Genomic DNA, 16,710 nt, shown 5'->3' with positions numbered 1-16,710 from the left:
CCACACCAGAGCAGTTGGGGGTCATAATCCTCATATCCAAGATGTGGATGGCTCACGAAAGCGTACACAAGACTTGCACCGCACCCGTTGTCGCCCTAGCTTGGAGGTAACTCGAAATGGAGGGCGTGAACATGGCGCCCAGGCGTCCCAAAGGTGCGGGCGCGTTCCCCAAAGCGGTCGAAACCCCCGCGCCAAAACCGCCTGATCCGGCGACGCTGTATGCGGCGTTGGATTTGGGCACAAATAGCTGCCGTATGCTGATTGCCCAACCCAAGGGCAGCCAGTTTCATGTGGTGGACAGCTTTTCCAAATCAGTCCAGTTGGGGCAGGGTTTGGAAAGCACGGGCCGGTTATCGCGTTCGTCGATGAACCGTACCATTTCGGCCATGCGTATATGCCGTGAAAAACTGAAGCGTTACGGTGTCGAGCGGATGCGTCTTGTCGCGACGGAGGCCTGTCGTCGCGCGTTGAACGGCGATAATTTTGTGGCTCAGGTCCGTCGCGAGACCGGGTTGAAGTTGGAGATTATCAAGCCGGAGGAAGAGGCGCGGCTGGCGGTGATTTCCTGCGCGCCGCTGGTTAGCGTGAATACTGAACAGTTGCTCGTCGTGGATATCGGTGGCGGTTCGACCGAGCTTGTCTGGATTGATCTGACCAACGTCCCCAAGCGCGAACGCCCGCGTGCGATCATGCGTCTGCATGCCGGGTTCAAATCCGATCCTGGTCCCTTTGCCGCGGCCAAGGTGGTGGACTGGATTTCTGTGCCATTGGGTGTTGCCACGTTGCGCGATCAGTTTTCGGATGTGGAGGACGATGCGGCCCGCTTTGCCCTGATGAGCTGGTTTTTCGAGGAGAACCTAGAAGAATTCTCACCGTCTGTGGCCGCACAGGCACGTGAAGGGTTCCAAATCATCGGGACCAGTGGGACGGTCACGACTGTCGCAGCGAGCTATCTAGGGCTCAAGCGTTATGACCGGACAAAAGTGGACGGGCTGCGCATGACATCTGATCAGATCGACAGCGTGATCCGCGATTATCTGTCGCTGGGTCCGGCAGGCCGCCGCGCCGATCCGCGCATCGGCAAGGACCGGCAGGCGTTGATCATGTCGGGGTCTGCCATCCTGCAGGCGCTCATGCGGCTTTGGCCCACGGACCGGCTGTCAGTTGCGGATCGTGGCCTGCGTGAGGGGTTGCTTTATGCCCAGATGTCGGCCGATGGGGTCTTGGAAGATACGCCGTTTTAGGCGATAGGCACCCAATGGCCAAGAAACCCACCAAAAACACCTCTGGACGCGGGCAGCGTGATCTGACCGTCAAGGTCAAGACCGCGCGCGGACGCAAGCTGAGTTCGACCAAATGGTTGCAGCGGCAGTTGAACGATCCGTATGTGAAGCGCGCCAAGGCGGACGGTTATCGGGGCAGGGCGGCCTACAAGATCCTCGAATTGGATGACAAGTACCGGTTCCTTGTCCCTGGCGCGCGTATCGTGGATCTGGGTTGCGCACCCGGTGGCTGGCTGCAGGTCGCGGTCAGGCGCGCCAATACGCTGGGCGAGAAGAAGGGCAAGGCGCAGGGCTATGTGCTGGGCGTTGATCTACAAGAGGTCGAGCCGATTGCTGGCGCCGAAATTCACCAGCTTGATTTCATGGAAGATGACGCCGACCAACAGGTCAAGGATTGGTTGGGCGGGCCAGCTGATGTGGTGATGTCCGACATGGCCGCCTCCGCCTCTGGTCACAAACAGACGGACCATTTGCGGATCATCGCGCTGTGCGAGGCGGCGGCCTATTTCGCATTCGACGTGCTGAACGAAGGCGGGACATTCGTGGCGAAAGTGCTGGCAGGCGGGGCTGAGGGTGAGTTGCAAAAGCTTCTCAAGGCGCGGTTCACCAAAGTCGCCAATGTCAAACCGCCAGCATCACGGTCTGATAGCTCGGAGAAATTCGTTGTAGCGACGGGGTTTAAGGGAGGGTGAAGCCGCCTAGGCGCTGATGCTGATTGACTGCGACTAAGTGCAGGATGTTAACGCTGGGGATTTAAGTGGACATTGGCCAACATAACCTTTTGTGAAGAATGGTGTTTTCCACAAAGAGTTGCTCGTGCAGAATCGATCAAGCGTGAAACAGCGTTCCGACGAAAAAGGCGATTGCGGCGGCACAGCCACCGATGAGAAATGTTTCAAAGGCCGATCGCCACCATGGGCTGAGTGACCAATGGCTCTTAAGTGCTCCAATCGCAAAGAACGTGGCCATTGTCATCCCAGCCGAGAAAGGAAAAGCGTTTTTAGAGCCGAGAACGAACGGTAACAATGGAATTATCCCTGCAACAAGAAATGCCAGAAATGTCGTAACTGCGGACTTAACTGGATGAGGATCGACACCACTCAAGCCGTACTCGCCATCCATCATCATCGCTATCCAGTTTTCTTGATTCAGCGTTATCGCCTCGGTTGCTTGACTCAACACTTCGCCGGACAGGCCTTTGCTGGAAAGAATTTCCCGCACCTCAAGTTTCTCGCCTTCTGGGTAGTCTCGAATATGGCGCTGTTCAACTTCGCGTATGCGGCGCATGTTCTCAAGCTCAGCCTTGGTTCCTGAATAGTTGGCCGCTGCCATTGAAAATCCGTCGGCCAATACATTTGCAGCACCCAATGCGATGACGACGAACGGAGACAAACCGGCACCCGCTACGCCCGCTACAATCGCGAATGTGGTGACGGCTCCATCGATTGCGCCATAAACCGCGTCGCGCAACACACCCCTGCCGGGTGGAGCACCAATTCGTGCGGCAATTTCCTGTGGTGTATGACCATGCTCAGACACTGTGCACCTCCTAGAATTCAAGGCTATGCTGAGTTTCGAATGCCGCATTAATCTAAATCAACGTGCATTTGCCGCTTTGGGCCCATAATGCCGCCTTTGGATTACACTAAACCAAAGCAATCCGCGTTCCCCAGTCGGCGCACTGGTTGATCAGCATCTCAGACGGGACCCTGTCGGTCACGAAGTGATCCATTTGCGCCAGTGAGGCGATCTTGACTGGGGCCTTGCGTGTGAATTTTGTACTGTCTGCGACCAGGATCGTTGATCGCGCGGCCCTGATAACTTGTTGGCTGACGCGTATTTCTTCGGGGTCGAAATCCAGTAGATCGCCGGAAAGGTCGATCGCTGACGCCCCGATCACGGCGAAATCCACTTTGAACCGGTCGATGGCTATCGCGGCCAGATCACCGACCAGACCCCCGTCGGACCGGCGCAGCAGGCCGCCGGCAACCACCACATCGCAGCTTGGGTTGTCGGCCAGGATATTGGCGACGTTCAGGTTGTTCGTCACCACCATCAGGTTGCGATGGGTCTGCAGGGCGTGGGCCACGGCCTCAGTCGTGGTGCCGATGTTGAGGAAGACCGACGCGCTATCGGGGATCAGTTGCGCGGCACGGCGGGCGATCTTGATCTTGGCGTCGCGGTTCAGCGCACGCCGGTCGCCATAGCCGATATTGCTTACCCCGGATGGCAGAACGGCCCCGCCATGCACACGTTCCAACAGCCCTGTCGCACAAAGCTGGCGCAGATCGCGCCGGATCGTCTGCACGGCCACACCCAGATTGATCGCAAGATCGGTCGCCGTGACCTTGCCGTGCTTCTGGGCCTCGTTGCGGATCAGGGCATGCCGCTGGGACGTTTCCATGTGTTCGGTTTGCGGATTATGCGAACGATTGGCAAGCTGTTTTCTTTATAATTATTGGAAAACCTGATTTCGTTTTGTGTTCGTTCATCGCGGGGCGAACATATTGCAGCACTGCGCTTGCGCCGGCAGGACAGGGGGCCTAGCAGGCAGTCGAACATATGGGGCACATCATGCAAACGGATTTCGACCTTTTCATCATCGGTGGTGGCATCAATGGCTGTGGAATTGCGCGCGACGCGGCCGGGCGGGGGCTGAAGGTCGGGTTGGCCGAGATGAATGATCTGGGGTCGGCTACATCTTCGGCCTCGACCAAGCTGTTCCATGGCGGGTTGCGCTATCTGGAGTTTTTCGAGTTTGGACTGGTTCGCAAGGCTCTGATCGAACGCGAGGTGCTGCTGCGGGCGATGCCGCATATCAGTTGGCCGATGCGCTTTGTGCTGCCTTATCACAAGGATATGCGGTTCGAAGGGGACACGCCGACATCGAAATTGCTGTCGTTGTTCATGCCGTGGATGAAAGGGCGCAGGCCTGCCTGGCTGATCCGGTTGGGTCTGTTTCTTTACGACAATCTGGGCGGGCGGAAAATCCTGCCTGGCACCTGGACGGTGGATCTGACCAAGAACCCGGTCGGTGGCCCGCTGAAGGACAAGTTCAAGCGCGCCTATGAATATTCCGATTGCTGGATCGAGGATTCGCGGCTGGTTGTTCTGAATGCGCGTGATGCTGAGGTGCGTGGCGCGAAGATCATGACGCGCACCAAGGTCATCAGCGCGGATCGGGTTGAAAACCATTGGAAGATCGTCCTGGAAACCGATGGCAAACAGACCGTTTATACGGCCCGTGGGCTGGTGAACGCTGGCGGCCCATGGGTTGAAAACATTGTCCGGCAGGTGGCGCGGCAGAATACATCCGAAGGGGTGCGGCTCGTGCGGGGTAGTCACATCGTCACGAAGAAGCTGTTCGACCACCAGAAGAGCTATTTCTTTCAGGGTGAAGATGGGCGGATCATCTTCGCTATCCCTTATGAAACTGATTTCACCCTGATCGGGACGACGGATGCAGAGCATGAAGACCTGTCCGAAAGGCCTTATGCAACGGACGAAGAACAGGATTATCTGTGCAACTTCGCGTCGCAGTATTTCGAGAAACCAGTGACCCGCGATGATATCGTCTGGACCTATTCAGGGGTGCGCCCGCTGTATGATGACGGGGCCAAATCGGCGACAGCCGCGACCCGTGATTACGTGCTGTCGCTCGATGACAATGGCGCGCCGCTGTTGAATATCTTTGGCGGCAAGATCACCACCTATCGCAAGCTGGCCGAAAACGCGCTGAAAAAGCTGACGCCGCTTTTGGGTGGGTCCGAACCATGGACGGCTGGCGTAGCTTTGCCCGGTGGCGATTTCCTGGTGTCGCGCCGCGATTCCTTGGTGGCGGATTTGCAGGCCAGCTACAGTTTTCTGACACCGTTCTGGGCGTTGCGTCTGATCCGCGCCTACGGCACCGAAGCGGCACAGATACTGGGCGATGCTAAATCAGCGACTGATCTTGGGCAGGATTTTGGGGCAACCCTGACCGAGGCCGAGGTCAAATGGCTGATGGGCCGCGAATATGCCCGCACGGCCGAGGATGTTGTCTGGCGGCGCAGCAAGCTGGGCCTGCGGATGACGCCTGATCAGACTGCGGCCCTTGACGCATTCATGGCGGCTTGAAACAAAAACACGAAACGGGGGGACACCATGACCAATATTCTGGCCATCGATCAGGGCACCACATCCAGCCGGGCGATCATTTTTGACGCCGACATGCGCGTGAAAGCCACCGCGCAAGAGGAGTTCACCCAGCATTTCCCACGCTCTGGCTGGGTCGAACATGATCCGTCCGATATCTGGTCCTCTGTCGCGTCCACCTGCCGTGGGGCCATCGAAAAGGCGGGGATCACCGCCGCAGATGTGGCTGCCATCGGCATCACCAACCAGCGCGAAACGACACTGGTCTGGGACAGAAAGACGGGTGAACCGATCCACAATGCCATCGTCTGGCAGGACCGTCGCACCGCCCCGTTTTGCGAGGAGCTCCGCAATGAAGGGTTCGAAGCCACGATCACGCAGCGCACCGGCCTGCTGGCTGATCCCTACTTTTCCGGCACCAAGGTGCATTACATTCTCAACCATGTTGAGGGGGCCAGGCCACGGGCAGAGGTTGGCGATCTGCTGTTCGGCACTGTCGATTGTTATCTGATCTGGAAGCTTACCGGTGGCAAGGTTCACGCAACCGACGCGACCAATGCGGCCCGCACGATGCTCTATGACATCCGTAAGGGACGGTGGAGCAGCACGATTTGCGACCGCTTCGCCATCCCGATGTCGATGCTGCCCGAGGTGCGCGATTGCGCCGCCGATTTCGGGACCACGCGCGCTGATCTCTTTGGCAAGGAACTCCCCATTTTGGGCGTGGCCGGGGATCAGCAGGCGGCGACCATCGGGCAGGCGTGTTTCCAGCCCGGTATGCTGAAATCCACCTATGGGACGGGGTGTTTTGCGCTGCTCAATACCGGCGACACGCTGGTCGAAAGCCAAAAACGCCTGCTTGGCACCATTGCCTATCAGTTTGACGGCAAGCCGACCTATGCGCTGGAAGGGTCGATCTTTATCGCAGGGGCTGTGGTGCAATGGCTGCGTGACGGGTTGAAGATCATTCGTGAGGCAAGCGAGACCCAACCGCTGGCCGAGAAAGCAGATCAGGGGCAGGAGCTCTACATGGTTCCCGCCTTCACTGGCCTCGGGGCGCCATACTGGGATGCGGAGGCGCGGGGCGCCATCTATGGCCTGACCCGCAATTCGGGGCCGGCGGAGTTTGCCCGTGCCGCGCTGGAAAGCGTGGGTTTCCAGACCCGCGATTTGCTGGAGGCCATGAAAAGCGATTGGCAAACATCTGATACGACTGGTGTTTTGCGCGTCGACGGCGGGATGAGCGCGTCTGACTGGTCGATGCAGTTCCTGTCCGACATCATCGGCGCGCCGGTGGACCGGCCCAAGGTGCTCGAGACGACGGCGCTGGGGGCGGCATGGCTGGCGGGGATGAAGGCAGGGGTCTATCCCGATCAGGCCGGATTTGCCGCCGAATGGGCGCTCGACCGGCGGTTCGAGCCGCAGATGGACGAGGCGGTGCGGGAACGGCGTTATGCAGGGTGGAAGGATGCGGTGCGGCGGACTTTGACCAAGGCGTAACGCCGTCCCGGACTTGATTCGAAACCTCTGGCAGGTGCCATGTTGGGCCGGGATCAAGTCCAGGGCGGGTTGTGCAACAAAGTCATCGCGAAGATTCGCCGACCTTTGCGACTAGCCTCGCGATGACAATGTCTGCCAGCTCACCACCAGCGAAGTGCTCATGATCGTAGTCTGCTCCCCACGCCTTCATTTTCTTTGCACATTCTTCTGCAAAATCGGCAAACTTCTGTGCTTCCGCGTGACTCTCAAAGCAAAGTGAAACGCTTTTGACTTCCTCCAACTGGTCATCTTTGCCAGAAAGATATCCGTACAGTTTCATTTCAATGCTCCTGTTTTCTTCCAATCACGTTTGGCCTTCCACTCAATGGAATGGGACAATTGGGAGATTTATTCCCGCCCCAGCTCCCAAATCTCAAACTCCGCCGCGCGCTTCTCCCGCAGTTTCGTCTCGACATCGGGCGACAAAGTCAAATCCATCACTGGCGATACGTTCTTCTGCTTCAGCGTGATCTTTGCCTCCAGCCGCTCTTCTAGATAGTCGATCACCTTGTCCCACTGCTCATATTGGAACAAATGCTGGACGCCGACCTCACCATCGTTGATCCGCAGGAACTTGTTCTGTGATCCGACATTGGCAAAGGGGGCGGGGGTGCCTTTGCAGTATTCCAGCACGAAATCATCGAAACTGACATCGCGGGTGGAGTTTTCATGGCCGATCAGGTCATCCCGTGTCCGGTAACGATACCAGCTGCCCAGCCAGTCGATCGGGTTGCGGACCACTGCCATCAGTTCCGGTTTCTGCCCGCCGGCCTGCACGAAAAACGGCTTGAGGAATCGTTTGTAGCGGTAACAGGGGGCATGTTTCAGGTGCGGCGGGTCACGTAATACCATCGACGCGCGGGGGGCCAACGCGCCTTCGAGCGCGGTTGATCCGGTTTTCGGAACCGCCAGCAGAACAAGATTTTCCTTCCAGAAAACAAGCATTTGATCGGTGTCCTTCGTCCGCCTTGGAACCTTTTCTAGGGCATAAACCACTCTTTAACCACTCTTGGCAGAGGCTGAGACAGGAAAATTTTAGTTGCAATGTTCTCTTTTTGATCTCATTAACAGTGAGAACACAAGAAGAACAAAGCAGTGATTGCCGCCCTTTAAGGCGCATGAAATAAGGACAGGAAATATGGCAACGGCAGAACTCCTCAAAATGACTGACAAGAAGACTGCGGATAAGGAAAAGGCGCTGGAAAGCGCACTGGCACAGATCGAACGGCAGTTCGGCAAGGGCTCTATCATGAAGCTCGGCGGTCAAAACCAAATGGCCGATATCGAGGCGACATCAACCGGCTCACTGGGGCTGGATATTGCGCTGGGAATCGGTGGTTTGCCCAAGGGCCGGGTGATCGAGATTTACGGGCCGGAATCTTCGGGCAAGACCACGCTGACCCTGCATGCGATTGCTGAAGAACAGAAAAAAGGCGGCGTGTGCGCGTTTGTTGACGCCGAACACGCGCTGGACCCGCAATATGCCAAGAAACTGGGCGTGAATCTGGATGAATTGCTGATTTCTCAGCCCGACACAGGCGAACAGGCGCTGGAGATTGTGGACACGCTGGTGCGCTCTGGTGCCGTCAATATGGTGATTGTCGATTCTGTTGCGGCCCTGACGCCAAAGTCGGAGCTTGAAGGCGATATGGGCGATAGCAGCGTCGGTGTACATGCCCGTCTGATGAGCCAGGCGATGCGCAAGCTGACCGGGTCGATCAACCGCTCTGGCTGTATGGTGATTTTCATCAACCAGATTCGCATGAAGATCGGTGTCATGTTCGGGTCTCCGGAAACAACCACAGGCGGGAATGCTTTGAAGTTCTACGCCTCTGTCCGGCTCGATATCCGCCGGATCGGTGCGGTCAAGGATCGTGATGAGGTGGTTGGTAATGCCACACGCGTGAAGGTGGTCAAGAACAAGGTGGCCCCGCCTTTCAAGCAGGTGGAATTCGACATCATGTATGGCGAGGGGATTTCGAAGACCGGCGAATTGCTCGACCTTGGGGTCAAGGCTGGTGTGGTCGAAAAATCCGGTGCCTGGTTCAGCTATGGCGATGAACGGATCGGGCAAGGGCGTGAGAACTCCAAGCTGTTCCTGAAAGAAAACCCCAATATCGCGCATGAGATCGAAGACAAGATCAGGGCCGCCCATGGTTTGGATTTTGATCTGCCAGAGGGCGGAATGGACGATGGGGATGACGACCTAGTCGAGGTTTAAGGCACGCAAACGGCGACTGCTGAAACGCCCGCACCGCAATGTGGCGAAGAATACTCCGGAAAAAGGGTGCTGCATTGCGGCACCCTTTTTGCGTTGGCTGTGGACAGTGTGTGGGCGCAGGGCTATTTCTCCGGCCTAACGCAATCCAATGAGAAACCTTGTCATGACCTCTCTTGCTGACATCCGCGCGACCTTTTTGAACTACTTTGGCCAGCAGGGGCACGAGGTCGTAGCCTCCAGCCCGCTGGTGCCGCGCAATGACCCGACGCTGATGTTCGCGAATTCGGGTATGGTGCAGTTCAAGAACCTGTTCACCGGGGTTGAAACACGCGATTATACGCGTGCTACAACCAGCCAGAAATGCGTGCGTGCCGGGGGCAAGCATAATGACCTTGATAACGTGGGCTACACTGCCCGGCACCTGACGTTTTTCGAAATGCTAGGGAATTTCAGCTTTGGCGACTATTTCAAGGAAGCCGCCATTCCCTATGCATGGGAGGTGCTGACCAAAGAGCTTGAAATCCCCAAGGAAAAGCTGCTGGTCACGGTTTATCACACAGATGACGAGGCTGCTGATATCTGGAAGAAAGTTGCCGGATTGTCCGATGACAGGATTATCCGGATCGCCACGGACGACAATTTCTGGATGATGGGCCCGACAGGGCCATGCGGCCCGTCATCAGAGATATTCTTTGACCATGGCGATCATATCTGGGGCGGTCCGCCGGGTTCTCCCGAGGAGGATGGCGACCGGTTCATCGAGATCTGGAACCTCGTTTTCATGCAGTACGAGCAGTTCGAGGATGGCAGTCGAACTGAACTGCCCAACCAGTCCATTGATACGGGCATGGGGCTGGAGCGGATTTCGTCGCTGCTGCAGGGCACCAACAATGTCTTTGAAACGGATCTGATGAAGGCGCTGGTCGAGGCATCAGCCCATGCCACCTCTACCGGAACCGATGATGATCTGATTGTTCATCACAGGGTAATCGCTGACCACCTGCGCTCGACCGCCTTTTTGATCGCCGAAGGTGTTTTGCCGTCAAATGAAGGGCGCGGCTATGTGCTGCGCCGGATCATGCGGCGGGCCATGCGCCACGCGCATCTGCTGGGTGCCAAGGATCCGGTCATGCATCAACTGGTGCCCGCGCTGGTGCAACAGATGGGTGCTGCTTACGCCGAACTGGGCCAGGGGCAGCGCCTGATTGAAGAGACGCTTCTGAATGAGGAAGTGCGATTCAAACAGACCCTCGACCGGGGTTTGAAGCTGCTGGATGATGAGCTGTCCGGGTTACCAGAGGATGCCGCATTGCCGGGTGCGGCGGCTTTCAAGCTTTATGACACTTATGGTTTCCCGCTGGACCTGACGCAGGATGCACTGCGCGAACAGGGGCGCGATGTTGATACTGCCGGGTTCGAGGCGGCCATGGCCGAACAGAAGGCCAAGGCCCGCGCGGCGTGGTCCGGCACCGGCGAGGCCGCCGATGGCGCCGTCTGGTTCGACATCGCCGATACGCATGGCACAACGGATTTTCTGGGTTATGACACGCTGACCGCAGAGGGTCAGATCGTGGCCTTGGTGGCGGAGGGTGAGCAAACCGACAAGGCGGACGGCTCTGTCCAGATCGTGCTGAACCAGTCGCCCTTCTATGCAGAGGCCGGCGGTCAGGTCGGCGATGCCGGGACGATCAGGACCGAAACTGGCACCGCAGAGATTACGGACACGAAAAAGGTCGCTGGTCTGCATGTGCATATCGCGAAGGTCACAGATGGTGCGCTGGCCAAAGGGCAGGGCGCTGAACTGGCTGTGGATGCAGGGCGGCGGGGCAGGATCATGGCGAACCACTCAGCCACGCATCTGCTGAACGAGGCGCTGCGCGAGGCGCTTGGTGATCACGTGGTACAGCGCGGGTCGCTGAACGCCCCCGACCGGTTACGCTTTGATTTCAGTCATAACAAGGCGCTGAGCCTTGAAGAGTTGGAACAGATTGAGCGCGATGTGAATGCAGTCATCCGCCAGAATGATACGGTCGAAACTCGGGTCATGACGCCCGATGACGCGCGCGCCATGGGTGCACAGGCGCTTTTTGGTGAGAAATACGGGGATGAGGTGCGCGTGGTGTCCATGGGCCGCAAGCCTGGCTCTGGCAAGGGCACCGATGGTAACACCTATTCGCTGGAGCTTTGCGGTGGCACCCATGTCAAACAATTGGGTGAAATCGGGGCCTTTGTGACGCTGGGCGACAGTGCGTCTAGCGCCGGGGTGCGCCGGATTGAGGCGCTGACCGGGCAGGCAGCCCTGGATTATCTGCGCGAACAGGATCACCGGCTGGCACAGGCCGCATTGGCGCTGAAAGCCCCCGCAACGGAAGTTGCAGATCGGGTGAAGGCGCTATTGGATGAACGCAAGGCGCTTGCCAATGAAGTCGCACAACTGCGCCGCGAACTGGCTATGGGCGGTGGCGCGAAAGAGACCGCACCATCGGAGGTGATCAATGGCGTCGCATTTCAGGCGCAGGTTCTGACCGGGGTGACTGGAAAGGACCTGCCGTCCCTTATCGACGACATCAAGGCTCAGATGGGCAGCGGTGCTGTGCTGCTGATCGCCGATACTGGCGGCAAGGCCGCAGTGGCTGTAGGCGTGACGGATGATATGGCAGGTCGGGTCTCGGCTGTGGATATCCTGCGTGCGGCGACCCCGGAACTGGGCGGCAAGGGCGGCGGCGGTCGCCCGGATATGGCGCAGGGTGGCGGAGCATCGGCTGACAACGCCGAAGGCGCAATTGCAGCAGCAAGGAAAGTCTTGGAGGAATTGAAATGAGCGCACTTTGGATCGCACATGTCAAGGTAACGGACGAAGCGGCCTATGGCGAATACGCCAAACGGGCGACGGGCGCCATTGCCGATCACGGCGGCGTCTTTCTGGCGCGGGGCGGGGCCTATGAGCAGTTGGAAGGGCCGGACAGGCCGCGCAATGTGGTGGCCCGCTTTCCAAGCCTGCAGGCAGCGCACGATTGCTATTGCTCGGATGCATACCAGGAGGCGCTGAGCTTTGCCAAAGGCGCAAGTCAGCGCGAACTCAGCATCGTAGAAGAGATCGCTTGAAGGGCAATCTGGCTGAAATGATGGCCCGGCACGCGAAGCCCGGTCGGTTGGATTGGATCGGCCTGCGGCCAGCACGTAGAGAGGCAGTGATCAGTCAAAGTTCAGTTTTCATTGACGAAAATGGACTGGTCGGTGATCACGCGTCGGGCGGGAAAAGAGCTGTGACGCTGATCCAGCAAGAGCATCTGCAAGTCATCGCAAGTCTGGCTGGCCTCGAACGCGTGCAGCCCGGACAATTGCGGCGCAACTTGATGGTGTCGGGCCTCAATCTTTATGCGCTCAGAAAAACACTTATCAAGGTCGGGCAAGCCGTGTTGCAGATCGAAGGACCATGCCCGCCATGTTCGCGCATGGAACAGGACTTGGGGCCGGGCGGTTACAACGCAATGCGCGGTCACGGTGGCTGGTATGCGTCGGTCGTTGCGCCCCGGAACGTGTCGCTAGGCGATCCGATGACACCGGCGTAGCCAGACTTTCGAGGAAAGTCTGTTGCCAAAGTTTCTGCGAAACTTTGTGCCGCTCAGCTTGCCCGCGCCTGCCGCTTGCGTTCATGCGGGTCAAGATAGCGCTTGCGCAGACGGATCGCGTTTGGCGTGACTTCGACCAGTTCGTCATCGTCGATATAGGCAATTGCCTGCTCCAATGACATGGTCACCGGTGTTGTTAGGCGCACCGCCTCATCCGTGCCCGACGCCCGCACGTTGGTTAGCTTCTTGCCCTTCAATGGGTTCACTTCCAGATCGTTATCCCGGCTGTGCTCGCCGATGATCATACCGGTATAAACCGCTTCTTGTGCGCCGATGAACATCTTGCCCCGATCTTCCAGGTTCCACAGGGCAAAGGCGACAGACGTTCCGTTTTCCATCGAAATCAACACACCTTGGCGGCGGCCTTCGATCTTGCCCTTATATGGGGTTTGACCGTGGAACAGGCGGTTGAGCACGCCCGACCCGCGTGTGTCGGTCAGAAATTCGCCATGATATCCGATCAGCCCGCGCGACGGGACATGCGCAATGATGCGTGTCTTGCCGGCACCGGCGGGTTTCATTTCGACCAACTCACCCTTGCGCGGGCCGGTCAGTTTTTCGACCACCACGCCGGTATATTCATCATCCACGTCGACGGTGACTTCCTCGACCGGCTCCATTCGCTGCCCGTCTTGTTCCGTGAAAATCACCTGCGGGCGGGAAATCGACAGCTCGAACCCTTCACGGCGCATGTTTTCGATCAGCACGCCCATCTGCAATTCGCCACGGCCGGACACCTCGAATGCATCACCACCGGGCGTGTCGGCGACCTTGATTGCGACATTGACTTCGGATTCTCTCATCAGCCGTTCGCGGATGACGCGTGACTGCACTTTTTTGCCATCACGACCTGCAAGTGGGCTGTCATTGATCCCGAACGTCACTGTGATCGTAGGGGGATCGATTGGTTGAGCGGGAATGGCGGTATCAACGCTCAGATCACAGATCGTGTCGGCAACGGTGGCCTTGGTCATCCCGGCGAGGGTAACGATGTCGCCGGCTTCAGCTACGTCGATCGGTTGTTGCGACAGGCCACGGAACGCGAGGATCTTGGATACCCGGAACTGTTCGATCTTCTCACCGGTCCGGGACAAGGCCTTGACCGTTTCGCCGGCTTTCAAAGTCCCTGCTTCGACCCGACCGGTCAGGATACGCCCGATGAATGGATCGGCTGACAGGGTTGTCGCCAGCATCTGAAACGGTTCTTCCTTGCGCGTGATTTGCGCCGGCGTGGGCACGTGATCGACGATCAGATCAAACAGAGCTGATAGATCCTTGCGCGGTCCATCAAGCGTCGCGTCGCACCAACCCGCGCGGCCGGACGCATACATGGAAGGGAAATCCAGCTGCTCATCCTCGGCCTCCAGTGCCGCAAACAGGTCAAACACCTCGTCAATGGCGCGGTCAGGCTCCCCATCGGGCTTGTCCACCTTGTTGACCACCACAATCGGGCGCAGTCCAAGCGCAAGCGCCTTGGACGTCACAAATTTTGTCTGCGGCATTGGCCCTTCGGCGGCATCAACCAGCAGCACGACACCGTCCACCATGGACAGGATCCGTTCCACCTCTCCGCCGAAATCGGCGTGACCCGGTGTGTCGACAATGTTGATCCGGGTACCCTTCCATTCAACCGATGTACATTTGGCCAGAATGGTGATGCCGCGCTCGCGCTCGATATCATTCGAGTCCATCGCTCGTTCGGACACGGCTTCGTTTTCGCGAAACACGCCAGACTGCTTCAGAAGTTCGTCAACCAGTGTCGTCTTGCCGTGGTCAACATGCGCGATAATCGCGATATTGCGGATATCCATGGGATCAGCCTTTAGGGATAAGTTGCGGCGCGGATAACGCGAGGCGGGGCGAATGGCTAGTCCCAAACTGACACGAACACGCAGGACGCAAAGTAAAACGACCTAGACCTAGGCAAAAACCTCGGCAGGGTTGTGTTTGGCCTCTTTGAGTGCGCGGATGATCCGAAGGAAAAGGTAGGCAGGGATCAGCCAAAGAACACCCGAGACGATAAAGGCCTGATTATAGCCGATGTAGTCGGGCAGGTTGTTTGGTGGCGACATACGGCCAAGAACCTGATCGACTATATTCATGGCCACCCAGCTGAGCCACCATATGACAAACCATCCCGGAACGGTATCTGCCGTCTTAAACGTCCGCAGCCAGGTCTCTTTCATCGCTCTGTAGGGCATCCAGAAATTGGCAATAGGTACTGCGAACCAACCGACAGCCCATCCGGGGGTGATCGCCTGGCTGTCAGGTGTCATGACTGCTGCATTCCGACTTGCCAGATAGATAAAGCGCCCGTTCACGATGAAAACGAGAATGAGCAGCAGAAGAAAGACAATTGACGTCATTCCGACGACGTTGTCGCTTTGCAACAAGGCCGCATCATCGGTTGTGCCGGAGATGTAGCCGCGGATCACGGCGTTTTGGTACACATGCGCGGCCGAAAGGCCCAGCTGGGCACAGGCATAGGCACATGTGGCCCAGATGGCGCGCCGCCCCGGGCCGGAAAGATCAGTAAATTCGTATTGGGTCATAGGATCATTTCGGTTGCGATGTTCGGATCACGTGAACCAGCGAACTGACAACAAAAAGGCGGCCCATGACAGGGCCGCCTTTTCTGAACAATCGTTGCAGGATTACATCGCCGCGTTCAGGTTTTCGTCGATTTTTTCAAGGAACCCTTCGGTGGTCAGCCATTGCTGATCGGGACCAACCAGCAGGGCCAGATCCTTGGTCATGTGGCCACTTTCGACCGTGTCCACGATGACCTTTTCCAGCGTGTCGGCAAACTTCATCAGCTCTGCATTGTCATCCAGCTTGGCACGGTGCTTGAGCCCGCCGGTCCATGCAAAGATCGACGCGATCGAGTTGGTCGATGTCGCCTTGCCCGCCTGATGCTGTCGGTAGTGACGGGTAACGGTGCCGTGCGCGGCCTCGGCCTCGACAATCTTCCCATCGGGGGTCATCAGTTGCGAGGTCATCAGACCAAGCGAGCCAAAGCCTTGCGCAACAGTGTCGGACTGCACATCGCCGTCATAGTTTTTACAGGCCCAGACGAAGCCGCCGGACCATTTCATTGCGGCGGCGACCATATCGTCGATCAGGCGGTGTTCGTAAGTGATGCCCTTGGCTTCGAACTTGTCCTTGAACTCTTCCTCGAAAATGCGCTGGAAGATCAGCATGAACTGACCGTCATACTGTTTCAGGATGGTGTTCTTGGTGGACAGATAGACCGGCCAGCCGAGGTTCAGACCGTAATTCAGGGAGGCGCGCGCGAAATCCTCGATCGATTTATCAAGGTTATACATGCCCATATAGACGCCGGAGGACGGGGCATCGAAGACTTCATGTTCGATCACCTCGCCGTCGTTGCCGACAAATTTCATCGACAGTTTGCCGGGGCCGGGGAATTTCATATCGGTCGCACGGTACTGGTCACCATAGGCGTGACGCCCGATCACAATCGGTTGGGTCCATCCGGGCACAAGGCGCGGCACGTTTTTACAAATGATCGGCGCGCGAAAAACCACACCGCCCAGGATATTGCGGATGGTGCCGTTCGGGCTGCGCCACATCTTTTTCAGGCCAAATTCCTCGACCCGGGCTTCGTCCGGTGTGATGGTCGCACATTTGACAGCGACACCGACCTCTTTGGTCTTTTCGGCAGCATCGATGGTGATCTGGTCCTCGGTGCGGTCGCGTTCCTCGATCCCCAGATCGTAGTAGAGCAGGTCCACATCCAGATAAGGCAGTATCAGTTTTTTCTTGATGAAGTCCCAGATGATCCGGGTCATCTCATCCCCGTCCATCTCGACGATTGGGTTCTCTACCTTGATCTTGGACATCTCGTCCCTCCGCATTGCATGGATTCTGCCGCCCCCAT

Annotated in this window: 15 protein-coding genes; 8 read left to right on the top strand and 7 right to left on the bottom strand. The window is 57.7% G+C overall.

The window, feature by feature from the left end; translation table 11 throughout:
* Positions 1–131 precede the first annotated feature (131 nt).
* Complete coding sequence (locus ACFWW4_RS17540) at positions 132–1,244, top strand: Ppx/GppA phosphatase family protein (RefSeq protein ID WP_393929058.1); 1,113 nt, start codon at positions 132–134, stop codon at positions 1,242–1,244.
* 14 nt (positions 1,245–1,258) lie between these two features.
* The gene (locus ACFWW4_RS17535; RefSeq protein ID WP_411892045.1) at positions 1,259–1,975 is read left to right on the top strand and encodes an RlmE family RNA methyltransferase; all 717 of its coding nucleotides are present in this window, start codon (positions 1,259–1,261) and stop codon (positions 1,973–1,975) included.
* A 136-nt stretch (positions 1,976–2,111) separates the two neighbouring features.
* On the opposite strand, the gene ACFWW4_RS17530 is transcribed toward ACFWW4_RS17535, so the two are convergent.
* Positions 2,112–2,822, bottom strand: coding sequence for a VIT1/CCC1 transporter family protein (locus ACFWW4_RS17530; RefSeq protein ID WP_411892044.1), 711 nt, complete (start codon positions 2,820–2,822; stop codon positions 2,112–2,114).
* A 106-nt stretch (positions 2,823–2,928) separates the two neighbouring features.
* Positions 2,929–3,687 (bottom strand): DeoR/GlpR family DNA-binding transcription regulator, encoded by a 759-nt coding sequence (locus tag ACFWW4_RS17525; protein ID WP_411892043.1) that lies wholly within the window; start codon positions 3,685–3,687, stop codon positions 2,929–2,931.
* A 170-nt stretch (positions 3,688–3,857) separates the two neighbouring features.
* Between ACFWW4_RS17525 and glpD the strand changes: the two genes are divergently transcribed.
* A complete protein-coding gene (gene glpD / locus ACFWW4_RS17520) occupies positions 3,858–5,399 on the top strand; it encodes a glycerol-3-phosphate dehydrogenase (protein WP_411892042.1) in 1,542 nt (513 codons plus the stop codon).
* Positions 5,400–5,426: 27 nt separating this feature from the next.
* Positions 5,427–6,917 carry a glycerol kinase GlpK gene (gene glpK / locus ACFWW4_RS17515; protein ID WP_411892041.1) on the top strand — a complete coding sequence of 497 codons (1,491 nt, stop codon included), beginning with the start codon at positions 5,427–5,429 and terminating at the stop codon, positions 6,915–6,917.
* Between the two features lie 82 nt (positions 6,918–6,999).
* On the opposite strand, the gene ACFWW4_RS17510 is transcribed toward glpK, so the two are convergent.
* Together ACFWW4_RS17510 and ACFWW4_RS17505 are read right to left on the bottom strand one after the other, a co-directional pair.
* Positions 7,000–7,236: a hypothetical protein gene (locus ACFWW4_RS17510; protein ID WP_411892040.1), complete on the bottom strand. Its 237-nt coding sequence runs from the start codon at positions 7,234–7,236 to the stop codon at positions 7,000–7,002.
* Between the two features lie 68 nt (positions 7,237–7,304).
* Positions 7,305–7,901, bottom strand: coding sequence for a gamma-glutamyl kinase (locus ACFWW4_RS17505; RefSeq protein ID WP_411892039.1), 597 nt, complete (start codon positions 7,899–7,901; stop codon positions 7,305–7,307).
* Positions 7,902–8,094: 193 nt separating this feature from the next.
* Between ACFWW4_RS17505 and recA the strand changes: the two genes are divergently transcribed.
* From recA to ACFWW4_RS17485, 4 genes are all read left to right on the top strand, one after another.
* On the top strand, positions 8,095–9,177 hold the full coding sequence (gene recA, locus ACFWW4_RS17500) for a recombinase RecA (protein ID WP_393928551.1): 1,083 nt from the start codon (positions 8,095–8,097) through the stop codon (positions 9,175–9,177).
* Between the two features lie 163 nt (positions 9,178–9,340).
* Positions 9,341–11,998 (top strand): alanine--tRNA ligase, encoded by a 2,658-nt coding sequence (gene alaS, locus ACFWW4_RS17495; protein WP_411892038.1) that lies wholly within the window; start codon positions 9,341–9,343, stop codon positions 11,996–11,998.
* A complete protein-coding gene (locus ACFWW4_RS17490) occupies positions 11,995–12,282 on the top strand; it encodes a DUF1330 domain-containing protein (RefSeq protein WP_411892037.1) in 288 nt (95 codons plus the stop codon). The genes alaS and ACFWW4_RS17490 overlap by 4 nt, the downstream gene beginning before the upstream one ends.
* Positions 12,279–12,749 (top strand): MOSC domain-containing protein, encoded by a 471-nt coding sequence (locus ACFWW4_RS17485; RefSeq protein ID WP_411892036.1) that lies wholly within the window; start codon positions 12,279–12,281, stop codon positions 12,747–12,749. The genes ACFWW4_RS17490 and ACFWW4_RS17485 overlap by 4 nt, the downstream gene beginning before the upstream one ends.
* Positions 12,750–12,802: 53 nt before the next feature.
* On the opposite strand, the gene typA is transcribed toward ACFWW4_RS17485, so the two are convergent.
* The 3 genes from typA to ACFWW4_RS17470 form a co-directional block, all read right to left on the bottom strand.
* Entirely contained in the window at positions 12,803–14,620 is a 1,818-nt protein-coding gene (gene typA / locus ACFWW4_RS17480; protein ID WP_411892035.1) for a translational GTPase TypA, read from the bottom strand.
* A gap of 108 nt (positions 14,621–14,728) precedes the next feature.
* Positions 14,729–15,361 (bottom strand): DUF4328 domain-containing protein, encoded by a 633-nt coding sequence (locus ACFWW4_RS17475; RefSeq protein ID WP_393928547.1) that lies wholly within the window; start codon positions 15,359–15,361, stop codon positions 14,729–14,731.
* Between the two features lie 102 nt (positions 15,362–15,463).
* Positions 15,464–16,672: an NADP-dependent isocitrate dehydrogenase gene (locus ACFWW4_RS17470; protein WP_393928546.1), complete on the bottom strand. Its 1,209-nt coding sequence runs from the start codon at positions 16,670–16,672 to the stop codon at positions 15,464–15,466.
* Positions 16,673–16,710 lie beyond the last annotated feature (38 nt).

The organism is Yoonia sp. SDW83-1 (genome assembly GCF_046762885.1).
Lineage (GTDB): Bacteria > Pseudomonadota > Alphaproteobacteria > Rhodobacterales > Rhodobacteraceae > Yoonia.
This window is presented reverse-complemented; position numbering and strand designations above follow the sequence as displayed.